The sequence below is a fragment of the Paenibacillus pectinilyticus genome (genome assembly GCF_001700435.1).
Taxonomy (GTDB): Bacteria; Bacillota; Bacilli; order Paenibacillales; family NBRC-103111; genus Paenibacillus_E; species Paenibacillus_E pectinilyticus.
In genome coordinates this window covers 130,448-146,873 of sequence record NZ_LYPC01000027.1, presented here as the reverse complement: position 1 = coordinate 146,873, position 16,426 = coordinate 130,448, and the positions used below count along the sequence as shown (strand labels likewise).

9 protein-coding genes are annotated in these 16,426 nt (G+C 45.3%); all 9 read right to left on the bottom strand.

Features of this window, described 5'->3' with window-relative positions; all coding sequences use genetic code 11:
• Position 1: 1 nt before the first annotated feature.
• The 9 genes from A8709_RS22495 to A8709_RS22455 all read right to left on the bottom strand — a co-directional run bounded on the left by A8709_RS22495 (position 2) and on the right by A8709_RS22455 (position 16,425).
• Complete coding sequence (locus tag A8709_RS22495) at positions 2–6,238, bottom strand: endo-alpha-N-acetylgalactosaminidase family protein (RefSeq protein ID WP_065855367.1); 6,237 nt, start codon at positions 6,236–6,238, stop codon at positions 2–4.
• A 146-nt stretch (positions 6,239–6,384) separates the two neighbouring features.
• On the bottom strand, positions 6,385–8,046 hold the full coding sequence (locus tag A8709_RS22490; RefSeq protein ID WP_244163327.1) for a helix-turn-helix domain-containing protein: 1,662 nt from the start codon (positions 8,044–8,046) through the stop codon (positions 6,385–6,387).
• Between the two features lie 47 nt (positions 8,047–8,093).
• Positions 8,094–8,990 (bottom strand): carbohydrate ABC transporter permease, encoded by an 897-nt coding sequence (locus A8709_RS22485; RefSeq protein WP_244163290.1) that lies wholly within the window; start codon positions 8,988–8,990, stop codon positions 8,094–8,096.
• A 1-nt stretch (position 8,991) separates the two neighbouring features.
• A complete protein-coding gene (locus tag A8709_RS22480) occupies positions 8,992–9,873 on the bottom strand; it encodes a carbohydrate ABC transporter permease (protein ID WP_065855362.1) in 882 nt (293 codons plus the stop codon).
• 68 nt (positions 9,874–9,941) lie between these two features.
• A complete protein-coding gene (locus A8709_RS22475; protein ID WP_065855361.1) occupies positions 9,942–11,258 on the bottom strand; it encodes an ABC transporter substrate-binding protein in 1,317 nt (438 codons plus the stop codon).
• 127 nt (positions 11,259–11,385) lie between these two features.
• Entirely contained in the window at positions 11,386–13,182 is a 1,797-nt protein-coding gene (locus A8709_RS22470; protein WP_065855359.1) for a sensor histidine kinase, read from the bottom strand.
• Positions 13,183–13,356: 174 nt separating this feature from the next.
• Positions 13,357–13,671: an L-rhamnose mutarotase gene (locus A8709_RS22465; protein WP_065855357.1), complete on the bottom strand. Its 315-nt coding sequence runs from the start codon at positions 13,669–13,671 to the stop codon at positions 13,357–13,359.
• A 13-nt stretch (positions 13,672–13,684) separates the two neighbouring features.
• Positions 13,685–15,619 carry a DUF8034 domain-containing protein gene (locus A8709_RS22460; RefSeq protein ID WP_065855355.1) on the bottom strand — a complete coding sequence of 645 codons (1,935 nt, stop codon included), beginning with the start codon at positions 15,617–15,619 and terminating at the stop codon, positions 13,685–13,687.
• Positions 15,620–15,663: 44 nt separating this feature from the next.
• On the bottom strand, positions 15,664–16,425 hold the full coding sequence (locus A8709_RS22455) for an SDR family NAD(P)-dependent oxidoreductase (protein WP_065855354.1): 762 nt from the start codon (positions 16,423–16,425) through the stop codon (positions 15,664–15,666).
• Position 16,426 lies beyond the last annotated feature (1 nt).

The window sequence follows — 16,426 nt, the reverse complement described above, 5'->3', positions numbered from 1 at the left end:
ACTAGTTCAAAATCTTAGTAGCAAGCCAAGCAAGATCCGCAATATCGATCACACCGTCCTGATTAACGTCAGCAGCTTTAATGGAATTCCAGTCAGCATCCGCCGAAGTTGCTCCATAGTGCTTCGCAACAATAGCCAAGTCACCAATACTTACTCTAGTATCGTTGTTCAGATCTCCTGGTGTTCCCATATTGACTGAAGCTTTGAAAGTTGCAAGTGCAGCACTTAATGTACTCGCTGTCTGTGCAACATCATCTTGGCTAGCATTCGCAGTATTAATGACCGCAAGTGCCGTACTAATGGCCGCAAGTAGATTCGCTTTAGATCCAACTGGATATTGACCAACTAGCGTGCCCTCCGCTGCCCCATCATGCCATTGCTGAGCTTCCGATATGAGTGCTTGCAAGGCGGCTTTATCCACATATGCAATGGCAATGCCATGGGAAGTGACTGCGAGACTTGTTTCATCTCCAATGGCATTCGCGATCAGCAGCTTGGAAATCGTAATCGTCGTACTCGCCGATTCGTGAAGTGATTTGGATTTCCAATGAAGCTGCAACAGATCGTTGTTAGCAGTGGGCTCCGAATCCCCTCCTATTTTGACCGCAATAATGCGGATCTGACCATCTGTCAGCTTCTTATCCACAATGGTAAAACCATCACTGACAGATTCGACACCAACAAATTCTACTTTCGTTGGATCGTAGGTAAACGTCAAATCCTGAGCTAAGATGTTATCCGCTGTATTAGCCAAACCGTAGGTCAAATCAAACGCACCTCCAGTCATGACCGTATTCACACCATCGAGAAGAACTTTATTAGGTTGTTCCGACTTAGCTGGTACGACAACGGGCAAGCTCACAGTCACCGCTTTGGTACCATCGGATGTCCGCGTCACTTCCAAAACGAGATTCACCTTGTTCTCCACACCAGAGGGTACGATCGTTCCATCCAGTTGAATGACAGCAGGTTGATCTGTACTTCTAATGGCAACGCTATAGCCAGCTGGCACATCTGGCAGTATCAAACTGCTGGCATCCTGCGTAGGTGCAGCGATGCTCGTAATGCCTGCAGCAACTTGTGCAGCTGTGAGCGCTTGCGGGTGGGTTAAATCATCCACAATCAAATCATCCACAACAAGTACAACATCTATAGCTGATAATTGCGGCTGTGCCGTTTGTTTAACCGAATCAATTGCAATGTAATAGTCGTCCTTAGCACCTGTTTCAAAATCTAATACCGCGGTCGCAGTACCTGTTGATTTGATAATCGGCAGCGTAAAACCAGGAATTAGAGACTTGCCTGTACCTGTTGCAGAAGACAACGGCACGCTAAAGGTCGGACCATTCGATCTTGATTTGGCCGAGAGCTGATACAGACCGGCTTTATTCGCCTCATAATTCATGCTGACTTTATAATGGATATTCGGCAATAGTTTCAACGTTGATGGCACGGTTGCCAAGAGCTCAGCAACAAGTGGTGTACTTGCATTTGAAATGAAATCTTGTTCGTTCGACTTCAAGGAGAAATTCCCATTAATCACGTAGGTCATCGGCTGTGAAATCGTAGGATCAGCTGCTTTCTGTGCGTCACTTACCTTTTCTGCCAAATGCGTCTGCCCGCCGCTCGAAGCTGCTTGGAACATAAAGGGCCCATAACCTTCTGAGACATTTTCGAAGTCTTCATAGAAGTAATGAGTGCCAAAATCCGTTTTGCTTGGATTCTCCCACAGTTTCACATCATCCCACCATACATTGGAACTCGCAACGCTCGTGGCATCCGCTTTCAAGTAAATCGTTGCTTTTCCCGTGGCATCCGCCGTAAAATCAACCTTCATCCTTTGATAGTACGTATTCTTGAATTTACTAGGCTCTTCTAAGTTCTTAATCTTCGATGAAGTGATGAAATTCGTTACTTCCGGCCCGCCGTAGTTTTTTACGCCAATCGTAACCGTTCTATCCGTGGTGCTGCGTGACTTATTTTCGCTGCCGGTCGATGTAGTCGCGTTATTGATGTCTACCCAAACGGAGGCAGAGTACGTTTTCCCAGCTTCAAGTCCATAGACGTTCTGCGTAATCGTCGCATCGTCTTTCCCAGCTGCTTTCAGGAAGTTGTTCTTCAACGAATCGTGCTCTACGGTTACATTCGCAGCTGTCGCATTCGTTGTAGACGTTTTCTCCCAGGCTGTAAACGTACCGCTATCAAAACCTGGATCCTTCACTGGCCCGCCGAATCCGAAATCACCAGCTTGCTGTGTATCTGCCTGTTGTTCATCCGCTTTGGATTTGTAAATCACATACGGCACACCGATGGTTGTATTACTGATCGTTACGGAACCGCCCGTAACTGGCAGCGTACGATCCCAAACACGTCCTGTGTCCGTAAGCTTATACATTTCAATGGAAGATAAACCGCCCCAGCTGTTAGGCAATTCCCACGTTGTTGAACCACCTTTTGGATTCCAGTAGTAGATCTTGGATTCATTTTGTGGATCCCATGGCAAGAAGAGTTGGCTCTTCTGGTTACTTACATCTAATTGACCTACACCTGTGTCTCCCCAGTCTTTATGGTTCAACACATCATATTTCGCAATCGTTTTACCATCCTTCTTGAGCGAAGCTGTGCCAATGATATAGTTAGAATCCGCGCTATCTGCATGATATTCATCCAAGGAAGCGACGACTCCGTCCTCAAAAACGACTGTTTTATCCATACCAGAAGCATCATGCGTTGTATTCAGAATAGGGAAATGCTGCATATATTTCGTTAACAAATTGTTATTATAAAATAAATCAATCCCGTTCTGAATGTCCGTTCTTCCTTGCCAAGTACCCACTCCAGCTTGCAGCATGCCTCTCAATAAAACACTGGTATACGGGCTTGGTGCCTGGAACGTGTCTTGATACTGGTTTTTAATAAAACGGATAATCTGACTGCCCGGGGTTTTACTTGGATAATAAGGATCCGTTCCCCAGTGGGTCCAAATCACATTTTCCTCCATAGGTCCAGAGAACTCTGTCGCAAACCAGAAGCCTAATTTGTTCTGAATAATGTTAGCAAATTGATTCGCGTGCCAACCTGCTCCGCTATATACGTCATCATAAATCATTGCGAGGTTAGGGACCTCTTGTCTAAGCTGTGTATATCTTTTCTCCAAATCCCCGCCTGCTAAATCTTTAGCACGATCAGATGGATACGTAGGATCAACCCAGTCATAGTTCGAACTCGTGCTGCCCCAATTTTCGGGTTTGGCATAATAAGCATCCGGATCTTGACCATCAATGTTCGTATGAACGCCGACTTTCACATTGTATTTTAACCCTTCATCGACAAGTGTGTTAAAATCTTTCAGCCCACCTTCACGAATGCCGAAGTGACCCGCGAGGTCTGGATGACTGTCATCATGCCCTTCTGCCTGATATCCTTTTTCCAAAATAAGCTGTCCGAAGCCATCGTACAAATTGTAAAGCTTCTTCGCATTATCCAATGTGCGTAAGAATGGGTTTTGCGCTAAGCTGTTGAAGTTCATCGCGATATAAGAGACATAATTATTAATTTCGCTTGCACCGGGATGGAGATTCACTGACCATACATTGCGGAAATCAATTGCTGCATCTTTCCAATCCGCTGTGCGATCATCGTTCCGATCCGGAGAAATGATGATCTTTGATGAGAAATCAAATTTTGGCGGGAATTTGCTGTCGTCGATGATATCTCCTCTTGCCTTCCAAACCCCGTTCCACATCGAAAGCTGCTTATTGATGTCATCGGGCTCGTTGGCAATATTCATGACAATTTTAGCTGGCGTGTCAACAACGTCATTCATGAGCGCTGCCGCCAATGTGCCATCACTAACAAAACCATACGTTCTTAGCTTACTGTCTGCCGTTTGATCTTTTAATTTCGTTCCATACGTGGCGTCATTGGTATAGAACTCATCATTCATCTGATTCCACTCCCCCGTTACCCAAGAGGACGCCCCTTGTGCATCGGGATTGCTGCTCGACACCGTAACTAACTTATGATTGGGGAATTCCACCGTTCGTACTTTATAACCCGCAGGCTCACTGTTGATATGCGTTGTCATGTTCACGATATTGCCCGTGACTTTATACGTAACAGTCATCTTCACAGTGCCTGCTGCCTCTTCTGAGTTATCGTCCACAACGGGAACGTCTAGTTGATAAACGACCGTATCCCCTGCCGTTTTCGTTGCACTTTGTACCGTTGCGAAGCCGTCATTGCCGTTTATTTTCACATTGTATAGAAAATCAGTTTGGCCTTGCAGGGTTGCATTCGAAGCCTCACTGCCCAGCCACGTATAACTGCGTACGGTCGGGAAGCGGTTATCCAAGGTTACACGCAATTTGTCAGATGCGATTGAAATCGGCAGCAGCGTAGTCGGTTGTGGCGGTGTTGGCGGGATATACGCTTCTTGCGCGATTTGACTGATCGTTATATTTTTCGTTGTAAACCAGCTTCGTAAGCCTACCTTGCCTTCAGCGACTGGGAAATCCGCACTTCCGCTGCAGACCAACGTGTCATTCAACCAGACCTTAATGTTCTTACCGATGTATTTGATCTTGAGTGTGTAATCGGTATTCGCTGTCATGTTAGGCCCGCTGGTAGTTAGATCGCCGTAATGCGATGCATCCGTTTGCCAGCCCCAATTACCGTTTGTATTATAGTAAATCATCGCGTAAGGCTGTGAAGGTGAGAGGTATCTGAAAATAAATCCGATACGTCCCGTATCGATATTCGTTCTGAACTTGATGGTGTATGTACCATCTTGAATCGGCAGCGAATCGTTATCATAGATTTCCCCAAACAGATTCGTGATGTTCAGCTGATTATTCACGATTGCTGGTGACGGCGAGTAAGCCGTTCCATCGATTTTATGCCAAGTGCCAGTTAAGCCATCGTTATAATTTCGGATGTACGTCGTTGGTTTCGGCGGCGTGTAGACGTCACCTTCTTTATACGTAACTTGCATATCATCCATATAGGTGGTTAATGTTCCCGTGGAGCTAGCTGTGTAACCCTGACTGCCATTCACAACAGCCATCCCCACTTGTGTACCCGTATAAATCTCCGCACCATCCACGGTAACTGTATAGGTATCCCCTTCATAATCTACACCCACATTGTGTACCGTTCCAGGACTTAGAGGTTGAGGCGTACTCGTTAAGTTATACGAGACATCTGCACCGTCTTTTTTCCCCGTCAACGTCCAATTACCAGCGCTATCAGTTTTTACTGAGCTCCAGTTACGCTCATCAACATATCGGAACAAAAGTCCTGCAGTGCTATAAGTGCCGTTCAGCTGCAGTTTGGTCCTATAGGTTCCATTCATCGCCAAAGGCGACTTGCTGTCCACCACTTGGCTTGCGCCATTGGTTGTGATTACTTGAGCAACCTTTCCAGTGAAGCCTGGTAGAGGTGTTTTGAGGGAATACGTAGGAACTACTGCACTCGCAGCTCCCATTTGTAAGCCTGGTGTGGCGTCATCTGTAAAATTCCTAGTATAGACGACCGCATTCCCCTTATCGCTATCTGTTACTTTCACATCATCGATATTCAATGTCTTGGTAGCGAAGTAAGAGCGAAAGCCAACCTTGCCACCTGCTATAGGCAACTTGCCTCCTGAGGTTGACGTGTAAGCAAGCGCACCATCGATGTAGACCTCGTACGTATCCCCGCTGAATGTCATTTTGAAAGCATATGTTTTACCTGGATCCAGTTTAATCGTCTTGTTCAGATAGGAACCCCACACTTCACTGCCCCCATTATTCCCATCCCACAACCAACCGTTCGTGTCACGGGAAACCATCGCATAATGTGTTGGATCCTTATATCTGGCAATGAATCCGAACTGCTCAGAAGCCCCTCCGTCAATGTTCAGCTTGGCTTCAAAAGTTCCATTAGCCACATCAGGCATATCGTTAAAATAAAAGATTTCATTGCCGCCATTCGGATTTTGCGCAGCTAGAAATTGTCCGTTCATTTCCGAGTAGGTAGCCCTTGCGCTTACCGCTGTGTCGGACGTTACAGCCCCTTTATCAGAGAGGTTGACTTCTGTACCTGTTTCGAAATCGTTCGTGTAGGTTACGCTCTGCCCACCCGCTGCCCATGCCGTAGTATTGCCAAGTACCTGTAACACACCTGGTAACGGTAGTAGACTTGTTGCTAAGAGTGTAGTTGAAAGAATTACGCTTAATTTACGCCTGATTGCCCTCATCTCATAACCTCCTGTTTATTAGTGGGATGATCCATAAGTGGCCTTGCCTATTGCGACAACACTCATCATGATACAAAATGTATCTTCTAAGGCATAACGAATCAAGTGTATCCTCAACGAAAATACACTTAGATCGTCCAATTCCTTTACCCGTTCATCCTACTATCCCGATACAATTTCGGGCTGTATCCCGTCGTTTTCTTGAACATTCTGCTAAAATGCTCCACGTTCAAATACCCAACGGCTTCAGCAATATACGTAATTTTATTCCCCTTCTTTTTCATTAACCGTTTCGATTCCTCAATGCGTAAATTCGTTAAATATTGGATGAAATTACAACCAAGCTCTTTGGTAAATTGCTTACTTAAATAGCCTTCACTAACACCAACCATCTCGCTAATCAATGTAAGGTTAACATCTTCCGTGTAATGGAGATCCAGAAATTGCTTGGCTAGTAAAACGACACTGCTATAGTGATCCTCTGATGTCTTTCCGTGAATGTGTTGAAATAACTGACTGCAAATGCGATGCAGCCAGGTTTTCGTTTCATCCAATGTCTCCAAACTCTTCATATATTCAAAAGGATGCTGGAGTGCTTCGTCGAGGTCATCCCATCGAATACCTTTTCGATAAAGCAGCCCCCCAAGCTCCCAAAGCAAATCCTCAAACGCGGTGTGAACATCTTGCGGTCTCCAGCCCCATGTTTGCCCAAGCAGAAGCTCCATCTGCTCAAACTCCTTAGTCCATAACTGGGCATTGCTTTGTTCTAGCGACTGCGCAATACCTGCTCCCGTTGTTTTCAGTGTTACCTGCAGCTTCCGAGCATGCTCAGTCCCGCTTTCAGTACCATATTTCCCTAACTCCATACAACTTTCAGGGTAGAATACCTTATTAAATCCAGCAAAATAACTCATGGATGCTAAATGAGCTGCTTGCTGATACAAACGGTACCACAACTTCAACCCGCTATCTAGATCACTAATCCCAATCGATACAGACACATTAACATACTGGTTTAGTCGCGTTTGTATCATCGAGAAGGCAGCCTGCACTTTTTCCCGAATCACACTTTCACTTCGAAATGCTGCGAACGAACAGAATAGCACGTATTGCGACTGGCTTTGCTCATAGAAGAGATGCTTCAGTGACATAGCCTCCAGAACGGTTTGCACGGATTGCATAATAAACCGCTGCGTCTGGTCATCTTTTAAACTTCTCCCCGTCCTTACAGCCTCAGATGAGCCTTGCGAAATGCTAATGACGGCAACCAACTGATTCGATTCTTCTAGCCACTCCAAGATACCAGCACCTGCAGCAACATAAGCCGATTCATCCTGCTGGGGATTGAGGGATATGAGTTGCCTAAGGATTTCACTTTTTCTGTCGATCTCTTCATCTGCACGTTGGACAACAGGCGTTGAAGTCTCTTGTGTTCGAAGTTCATTGACTGCCTTCAAAACTACGGGTACCAAGTGTTCCTCATCCATATCCGACTTCACAATGAAATCAATGGCGCCAAGCAAAAAAGCTTCTCTGACATAGCTATAATCGCTGTAGGCACTTAGCATGATCGCGACAGGTCTTCGCTTCTGTATAATTGCCGGATGCGCTCGCAGCAGCTCAATGCCGTTCAATCTGGGCATCTCAATATCAAGCAGTATCAGATCGATATCGCCGTGCTGCTCTAGAATAGCAAGAGCTTCCATGCCATCTTCCGCTTCAACAACCACCTGGATGTCCATACTATCCCAGTCAATCATATGTAGAAGCGCTAGACGAACAAGCGGTTCATCGTCGACAATCATCATTTTAAACAACCTGTCCATCCCCCATCTGTGAAGTTGATTCCTTCGTATTATCCTTTCACCGCACCATCCATAAGTCCTTTAAAAATATATCTTTGAAAAACAATATAGAAGATTGCACTTGGCAATAACACGATAATAATACCTGCACAGAGCATAGACAAGTCTGAACTGCGCGTACTCACAAAGGAAGTCAATGAGGTAGCCAACGTCGCCAACTTCTTATTAGGCATATATAATTGCTGAACGAAAATATCATTCATAATCGTTACACTTTTTAAAATCGCCAGAGTTGCCGTGGCAGGCAGCAGCAGCGGGAAAATGATCGAACGGAAGATTCGAACATACGAAGCACCATCCAGCATCGCACTCTCGTCAAGCTGTACCGAAATCTTTTCGAGAAATTGCATGTAAATGTAAATCTGCATAATATCGGTGCCAATATAAATCAGAAGCGGTGCCCCGAGCGTATTATAAACGCCGAGTGTATGCAGGAGTTGAAAGCGAGCAATTTCTGTCGTATAAGCCGGAATAATCATCGCCATCATAAAAAGAAGGAGAATCCACTTTTTCATTCGGAATTGAAACCGATTAAGTACAAACGCGGTCATCGTCCCGAGCAGCATATTGCCAAGCATACTCAACACGACAAGCAGGATCGAGTTACCAAGCCCACGAATCATGTTGCCTTCTTTCAAAGCACTCACGTAATTATCGATATGAAGAAAGCTCCTTGGAAGCGAAAACGGCGATGTTTCGGCAAGCTCCAAATTCGTTTTAAACGAACCAAATACAACGAGTAAAATCGGTACGAAAATCAAGATAGCCATAAGCGTAAAAAGCACATAGTACACGATATTAGCTGCTATACGCTGTTTGCTCATTGATCGCGTACGGCTTGGCAGCGGCTGCTTCCTCATTTGTTCAAGCGATAGTGCACGTTCCATGTTAAGCCTCACTCCTGTCTTTCACGATCCAAGCTTGCAGCGATGAAAAAATGATAATCATTAGTAAAAGAATAACGGCCATCGCTGAGGCCAGACCGTAATTGTTGTAAGTAAATGCCGTTTGGAGTGAAAAGAGTCCAAATGTGCTGCTTGCACTACCTGGCCCGCCGTTCGTCATAACAAGCGGAATGTCATACTGTAGAAGGGCTCCAGATACATTCATGAATAGTATAATTTCTATGACGCGTCGGATGCCTGGGAGCGTTACATACTTTTGCTGCTGCCAAAAGTTTGCCCCATCAATTTCTGCCGCTTCGTACAGGTCCCTCGGTATCGATTGAAGGCCAGCTAGAAACAACACGATATGCACGCCGCTGTAACGCCACAAAGAAACAACAACCAGGGAATAATTCACAATCCTCGCATCGCTCAGCCAGCTTTGAATCCAGGATTCAAGCCCGATCGCTTTCAAAAGCTCATTCAACGGACCATTGATCGGATTATATATGTAACTGAACATATACGCCACCGCGATACCATTGATAATGTAAGGCATCAACACCGAGAAACGGAAAAACGCGCTCCCTCGAAGTGCTCTTGTTAAGAGAACAGCCATTATGATTTCGAACGGTATGGCAATGGCATGTAAAATGAAATAAGTGACGTTGTTTCTAATGGCATGCCAAGCCTCAGGGAAATCAAACAGCATTTGCTTATAGTTGTTAAAGCCAATGTACTTAAAACTCGGGCTATACCCATCCCAGCTCGTAAAGCTGTAGCGAAACAACTGCAAAGTCGGATAGATCAAAAACAATAGTAAGAGAGCAACAGGTACGAATAGAAACGAAACGATGACGACTTTCTGCTGCATGCGATAATTCATGTAATCACTCCTGTATACAAGAGAGGGCACTATTCCAATCGCTCAGATAGCACCCTCTATTTAATTACCTATTTGTTTGATTCAACCGCTTTCTTCCACTTGTTGTTCAATTCTTTTTCCAAGGTGTCGATTGGTTTACCCGAATATATTTCCTGTGCAGCTTTTTTGAAATCAAATTGTGCCGCACCGCTTACTTTGGCAAAGCCTTCATCCGTTGCTGAGTAGATGAATGGTTTAAACGGATATTTTTCTGTCCATTTGTTAAAGAAGGGAAGGTCCGTGCTCACGCCATTAATTGTTGAGAACTGTTGCGCCATATTAATGAAGGATTGGTACACATCTTTACTAAACATCCAGTCGAAGAATGCTTTCGCCTCTTCTACATTTTTACTGTTTTTGTTAATACCGATATTCATATCCGATACAGTCATGGATGTTAACGGCTCGCTTTCTGTGCTGCGGAAAGGAAGTGGGAATACACCTAAATCTTCATCTGTTTTCACTCTAGTCGCGTAATCACCATAATACCATTGGCCTGCAGCAATCATGGCTGCTTTATTGGATTCAAATAATTGTGTGGATTGATCAAAGGAAATGGATAGGGCATCAGGTCCCGCCAGCTTCTTCGTTGCCATTTCTTTGATGATCTTTCCAGCTTTATCAAATGTACTGCCATCTCCGAAAGGCTCCGGTGTCTTAGCCAAATTCGCTAAGTAATTCTCATCCCCGGACATAATGTGGGGGCCGAACTCCATGAATGGATAGAACGTCCAGTCTTCCTTGCCGCCGATTGCGATTGGCGTATATTTACCATTCGTTTTAATTTTATCCAACGTTGAGAGGAACTCAGGCATCGTTTTCGGTACGTCCAAGTTCAACTCTTTGAAAATGCTTGGGTGGAAGTAGACAAATTCCGAGAATGAAACGAGCGGTGCGCCTAATATTTTCCCATCAATCTTCGCCGGAAACTTATTATTCTTGGCCCCTGCTAAATCATCGAGTGGAAGAAGGGATTGTTTGTAAATTTGCATTTGTGCAGGCTTTAGGTAGAACAAATCAGGTAAATCATTAGCAGCTAATCGCACCTTTAAGTATTGGCCGCCGTTATCTGGTACCATCTCAATATCGACAGTCACGTTCGGCTTGAGCTTCGTGTATTCCTTCACTTTGTCTGTCCAGAATTTAAGATCCCCTTTGGCATCCCACATCGCAAGTTTTAACTTAACAGGATCCGCTGGTTTTGGCGTCGCTGCTGCGGCTTTACTTTCGGCTGGTTTAACTGAAGCTGCTGCTGGTGCTGCCGTATCCTTGGAGCATCCTGTCAATGCACTCAGCATAACAAGTCCGCCCACTAGCACCGTGCTTACGAATTTACTTTTTCCCATTCTTGAAACCCCTCCAATGAATGTTTCTTTAACTCGGTTGATTGTTTAACCTGTTTTTATCATACCCGAGATGAAAACGCATCCAAATGATCTTTTCGGCTATGAAGTTGATCTTTTATGAACTGCTTTACGCTTCCAACCGAAGTGGTCGCTCTTCTTCCTGATCACGATGAATAATCGGAATTTTCATCGATACTTTCGTCCCTTTCGGATCATTCGCAGTCAACATAATGCCGTATTCCTCGCCATGGTGCAGCTGGATCCGGTGATGGACATTGGCAACGCCCATGCCTGTAAACGTATGCGGACTGCGTCTTGTACGGAACTCCTCGAGCTGCTCTTCGGTCATCCCCTCACCATTATCGGAGATCACGATGTGCAGACTGCCTTCATGAATGCGTGCTTGAATGACGATTTTCCCGCGTGTTTCTTTGCCAGCCATGCCGTGTACAATGCTATTTTCCAAAATCGGTTGAAGCAGCAGCTTGAGTAAATACTTCGATTCTGCCTGCGGGTCAATATGCCATTCAACCTCAAACTTATTACCGTAACGAATTTCCATGATGTATAGGTAATGCTTTAAATTAGCGATTTCATCGGAAAAACGGATAAGCACTCCGCCTCTGTTAAACGAAGAAGATACGAGTCGCATTAAAGCATTGGTCATATTTCGGATATTGTCCACCTTACTGATCAGTGCCATTAGCTTGATCGCATTCAGTGTATTAATAAGAAAGTGCGGATTAATTTGCGACTGCAAGGCAGCGAACTCTGCTTTCCGCTTTGCTTGCTCTTGTTCTTCTCGCTGCCGAAGAAGCAGCTTAATTTGATCAAGCATATGATTGAACGTTCTGCCCAGCGCTGCCATCTCTGCAATTTTAGAATTCCCAATCTTGGCGTTCAGCTCTCCTTCCATCACAAGGGACATTTTACGGACTAATACGTGAATTGGCCTAGTTAAACTGTGAACTAAATAAAAGGAAATTAGCAAAAATACAACGATAACCGCGATGGTTGCGAATAGGACGAATTTAAAAATACGTTCATAATTAGCCGTTACTTTACTGTATGGGATCTCTTGAATCGCTTTCCAACCTGTATCTCCAACGCTCGCATAGGTGACCATCATTTGACGGCCGCTCACCTGATCGATAAAATGTCCCTCACGCGCACCGCGGATTTGCTCTAGTTTGGCCGGTGTTAAGCTCGATTGCTCCCAATTGTAGCTGGCTGTGACAACTTGACCGTCCTTGCTGACAATGACATAGGTGGAATCATCGTTAGGTTGCTGCCGCAAGATTTTATCAAATGCTTCCTCATTCAATGAAAAATAAATCACTTCGACATTACTTAGCGTATGGTAGTCACTGGGTGCAATCGCGGCTGTCACGGCTAACGGCTCCCTCACACCGTATAAGAGCGTTTCCTGAAGACTAAGAAACTGCACATTATCCTTTTGTTGAAGTAGCTTCTTGTACCACGATTCTGAACGCAGCTCCTGCTCGTCCTTGGTCAAGTTCTGCTTATACGAATACACGCCGCCATCTTTATAAAAAAAGTGGATCGCCAGCAGTTGGCTGGACATGGAGTAAGTGTATCTGCTCAACGCAAGTGTAAGGTCGTTGATATACTTGAATCGATTGCTCTCATCCGCTTGATGCAAGGATGTTGCAGTTGATAAAATATCTCGATCCACACCAACGGCAGCTGCAGCGTACTCGATTTTACTGATCTCCTGCTGGGCTGAATAGGTAACAGCATGCAGTGTTTGCAGGGTCCGTTCCGTTGTTTGCTGTAATAAATCGCGCTTGTATACTTGAAGAATCATGGTAGAGATGGTCACGATCGGAAAGACAACCATGACAACTAACAAGATATGGAGAGTCACTGAAAACGACCATGGCTTAGCAAATAACTTCAACATCTTCACCCCGTAATTTCAAATATGAAAATAGGACTTCGTAAACATACATTCGGGCTGAGAAGGGCGATGTCCTCTAATAGCATAATTCATTTAAACCCTTACAAAAAAATATCTGCCCTAGGATATTCCTAGGGCAGATATTTTTTTGTAACGACTTGACCATTATAACTTTCATCAATATGAAGGTTGTAAATCAAATATATGTTCGGACTGCTGCCAAAAAGTCTCAAAACAAAGCCCGGTTTTATGATGCCATTCCTTTTCCGCCTGTTCATCAATCGTTCGATCAGGGATCATTTGTGTCTGATCATACTCCGTCAGCATGATCAGACAATCTTCGTGAAGATATAATTGTACCTTTGTATACCCAGCTTCGATAAGATGCTTAACAATTTGCCGGGGGATGTGGTCGTGCAAAGAACGATAATCAGCGATACGCTCTCGATGCAACCGAGCCACACGAATTTCTCTCTTTACTTTGGGATTCATCCACGGCTCCTCCTCACTTCTCTCGGCCGCTAATTCTACCTGTATTTTGGGGATTAGCCCAAGGTGTTTCATAGGTCGGCTGGTTGACATAGCGATTCATCGTCATGTGCAGACGAATGCCGGCTCCAGGAAGCAGTTTGACGAGGAACCATTTATTGTTTGCCGGTAATGTTTCTTGAACGTGATCTTCTTGACTCGTAACCGTAACTATTTCAAACTGATGCTCCCCAAACATTCCTGCCTGAATGATGATCTGCTTATCTGCGAACAAATCAAGATTGACCAGATTTAACGTTACAGAATCTGCATGAAGCGCTTCGACCAGCGCAGCTGTGCCGTCCGGCAATCCCGGGCGCTCCAGATCCGCATTAAAGTAGCGCACGCGACCGTGCTGCAACCCACCGTGCGAAGTGTGCATCGGTGACCCTAGCGTCAATTGCAGCAGCCCTTCAAAGTAAACTGGGCACATTTCCTGCCATTTGTGAATGCTTGACAGCGCTCCAAGGCTGAATCCGTCAGAAATCCAATTGTTCGGATCTCCTTCTTCAGAGCGCATTTTCTGAAGTTGGCGAGAGACCAATTTGTAATTCGCTTCGAGAATTTGCTTCGGATAATCCGGATTCTTCCCACGCATGTAGTGGAACCATTGGACCGTATTGCCATTATAGTGCTTGGTATTCTTACCCGTTATCGGATTGGTTCCCGAATATTCAGGTACATCAATATCAAGGTCATACGACAATTTATCGATCCGATCTGCACGGGCTGCGTCCTCCTCCGCCATAGATACCGTCCACAGATGAATGGGATACAGCGGATTTGGCAACCGATAAGATGTCCAACCACTATCGAAATGCTTGGTCGGTGTCACCCAGCTTCCATTCTCTTCATGGCCAAGCTCCCAATTCCGATCCAATTGCTCTCGCGCTAAACATAAATAGTTCATATCGCCGCTCAGCAGCACGGCGTTCATCGATGCATTGACAATAGGTTCAATAATCGTCAAAAATCCGTGCGGCCAGCGCCAACCATAATAGCCGCCCCACCATTTGCCATCGTTATATTCACCGATTTCACCGGAAAGACCAATGTTATCGGGAATGATCCCGCCGTTTTGTTCGGCCCGTTCCCTCCAGGCATGAACGTAATCAAGGACCCACTTTTTTAGTTCAGCATCGCCAGAATACATATAGGCGTTGGCGATAGGTCCAGTTGCATTCAGATTCAGCGGGACATCCCCCTTCGCCATACGTTCATTCATGATGCGAATGAGATTTCCATACACGTGATCGTCCGACCATGGACATGTTCCACTGGCAAAATCCACACCGGGAATGTCTTCAAACGGCGCCAAATAGTTGTCGAGGATTCCTCGATGTGTACACCAATCTTCTTCGGACATTTCATGCCGTGGCCCCCGGCTGCCGGTAATCGGCGACCGAATCAGCTTTTTCTCGGCATCATAGTTGTGCGCTTCCGCATCCTTGCCGGTATAGAAGCTTGCAAATCGTTGTGCGCGCTGTACGTTTTTCAAATGGGAAGGAGCTGCCAGTCCAAGGAAATAAAAAAACAAATAACCTTCTCCATGATGCATCCAATCGTAATAGCTATCAAAATCACGATAAATTTGCCCGTATTCCGTCCACTGCCACGTAACACCTTCCCAAATTCGCAAAGACATTTCACGAAGTTCTTCATCTCCGCCAAGTGCGTATAACAAGGCAAGGTACATAAATCCTTCATAAGGATCATCCGAGCCGTCCATCCCCGGCCATTCGCTGCGCCAGATGAGAGTACCATCCGGACGGACATACTTCTGGACAAATTCCTTCGCAGCTTGGTTCAGCGTTTCGAAAAGCTTACATTCCAACAGCGCCCAAGCAGGAGGTGTCCAGTTATCCTTGGCTGTAACTGAAGGTACCTCCAATGGTTTCCTTAAAAGTGTCATATCTTCAATCCCACCTTGCCCTTTTGCATAATTCGAACTTTATTTTACGATCCGATATGATAGCCGCCATCAACTGGAATTTCCGCTCCGTTAATCCAACTAGAGCGACTACTAGCGAGCATGACGATTACATTTGCAATTTGCTCAGGAGTCGCCACATTTCTCGCCTCTTTATAGATTTGCTCTATTTCTTTAGGCGAACGATGGGTCATACTAAACCATTCGTTCAAAAGCGGCGTCGCCGTTCCACCTGGCATGATCGCATTCACTCGAATATTCGCCTCGCGAAGATCCATTGATAACCCACGGCTCATATGATTTAGTGCGGCTTTCATCGCATCATAGACGAGATTGTTAGAGCAATTGACAAGCCGATTAATCGAGCTTACATGGATTACGGCACCTTCGCCGCTTCGCTTTAACCAAGGGAGCGCCTTCTGCGTTAGGAAAAATGGCGCTTTGACATTCACTTCAAACAATGAGTCCCAGTCCTCATGCTGTATATCTTCCATCGGTTTATTACAAATAAGCGCCGCATTATTGACAAGGATATCCAATCCTCCATAATGATCGACGATTCGTTCAACAAGCTGCTTGGGCGCTTCCCGTAAGGATAAATTTTGGCGTATGAAGACAGCATCTCCACCAAATTCGCTTATTTCTTCTACAACCTGACGTCCCCGTTCTTCATTCATGCCGTGAACAGCCACCTTTACGCCGTTTCGCGCAAGTTCAATCGCAGCCGCTTTGCCGATACCGCTTGTAGAGCCGGTAACAAGTGCTATTTTGCCATGTAAATCTTCCACA

Coding starts and splice junctions, on each gene's coding strand:
- A8709_RS22465 (WP_065855357.1), bottom strand. CDS start 13,671: ATGAATCCCAAAGTAAAGAGAGAAATTCGTGTGGCTCGGTTGCATCGA.
- A8709_RS22490 (WP_244163327.1), bottom strand. CDS start 8,046: ATGATGATTGTCGACGATGAACCGCTTGTTCGTCTAGCGCTTCTACAT.
- A8709_RS22470 (WP_065855359.1), bottom strand. CDS start 13,182: ATGTTGAAGTTATTTGCTAAGCCATGGTCGTTTTCAGTGACTCTCCAT.
- A8709_RS22480 (WP_065855362.1), bottom strand. CDS start 9,873: ATGAATTATCGCATGCAGCAGAAAGTCGTCATCGTTTCGTTTCTATTC.
- A8709_RS22495 (WP_065855367.1), bottom strand. CDS start 6,238: ATGAGGGCAATCAGGCGTAAATTAAGCGTAATTCTTTCAACTACACTC.
- A8709_RS22485 (WP_244163290.1), bottom strand. CDS start 8,990: ATGGAACGTGCACTATCGCTTGAACAAATGAGGAAGCAGCCGCTGCCA.
- A8709_RS22475 (WP_065855361.1), bottom strand. CDS start 11,258: ATGGGAAAAAGTAAATTCGTAAGCACGGTGCTAGTGGGCGGACTTGTT.
- A8709_RS22460 (WP_065855355.1), bottom strand. CDS start 15,619: ATGACACTTTTAAGGAAACCATTGGAGGTACCTTCAGTTACAGCCAAG.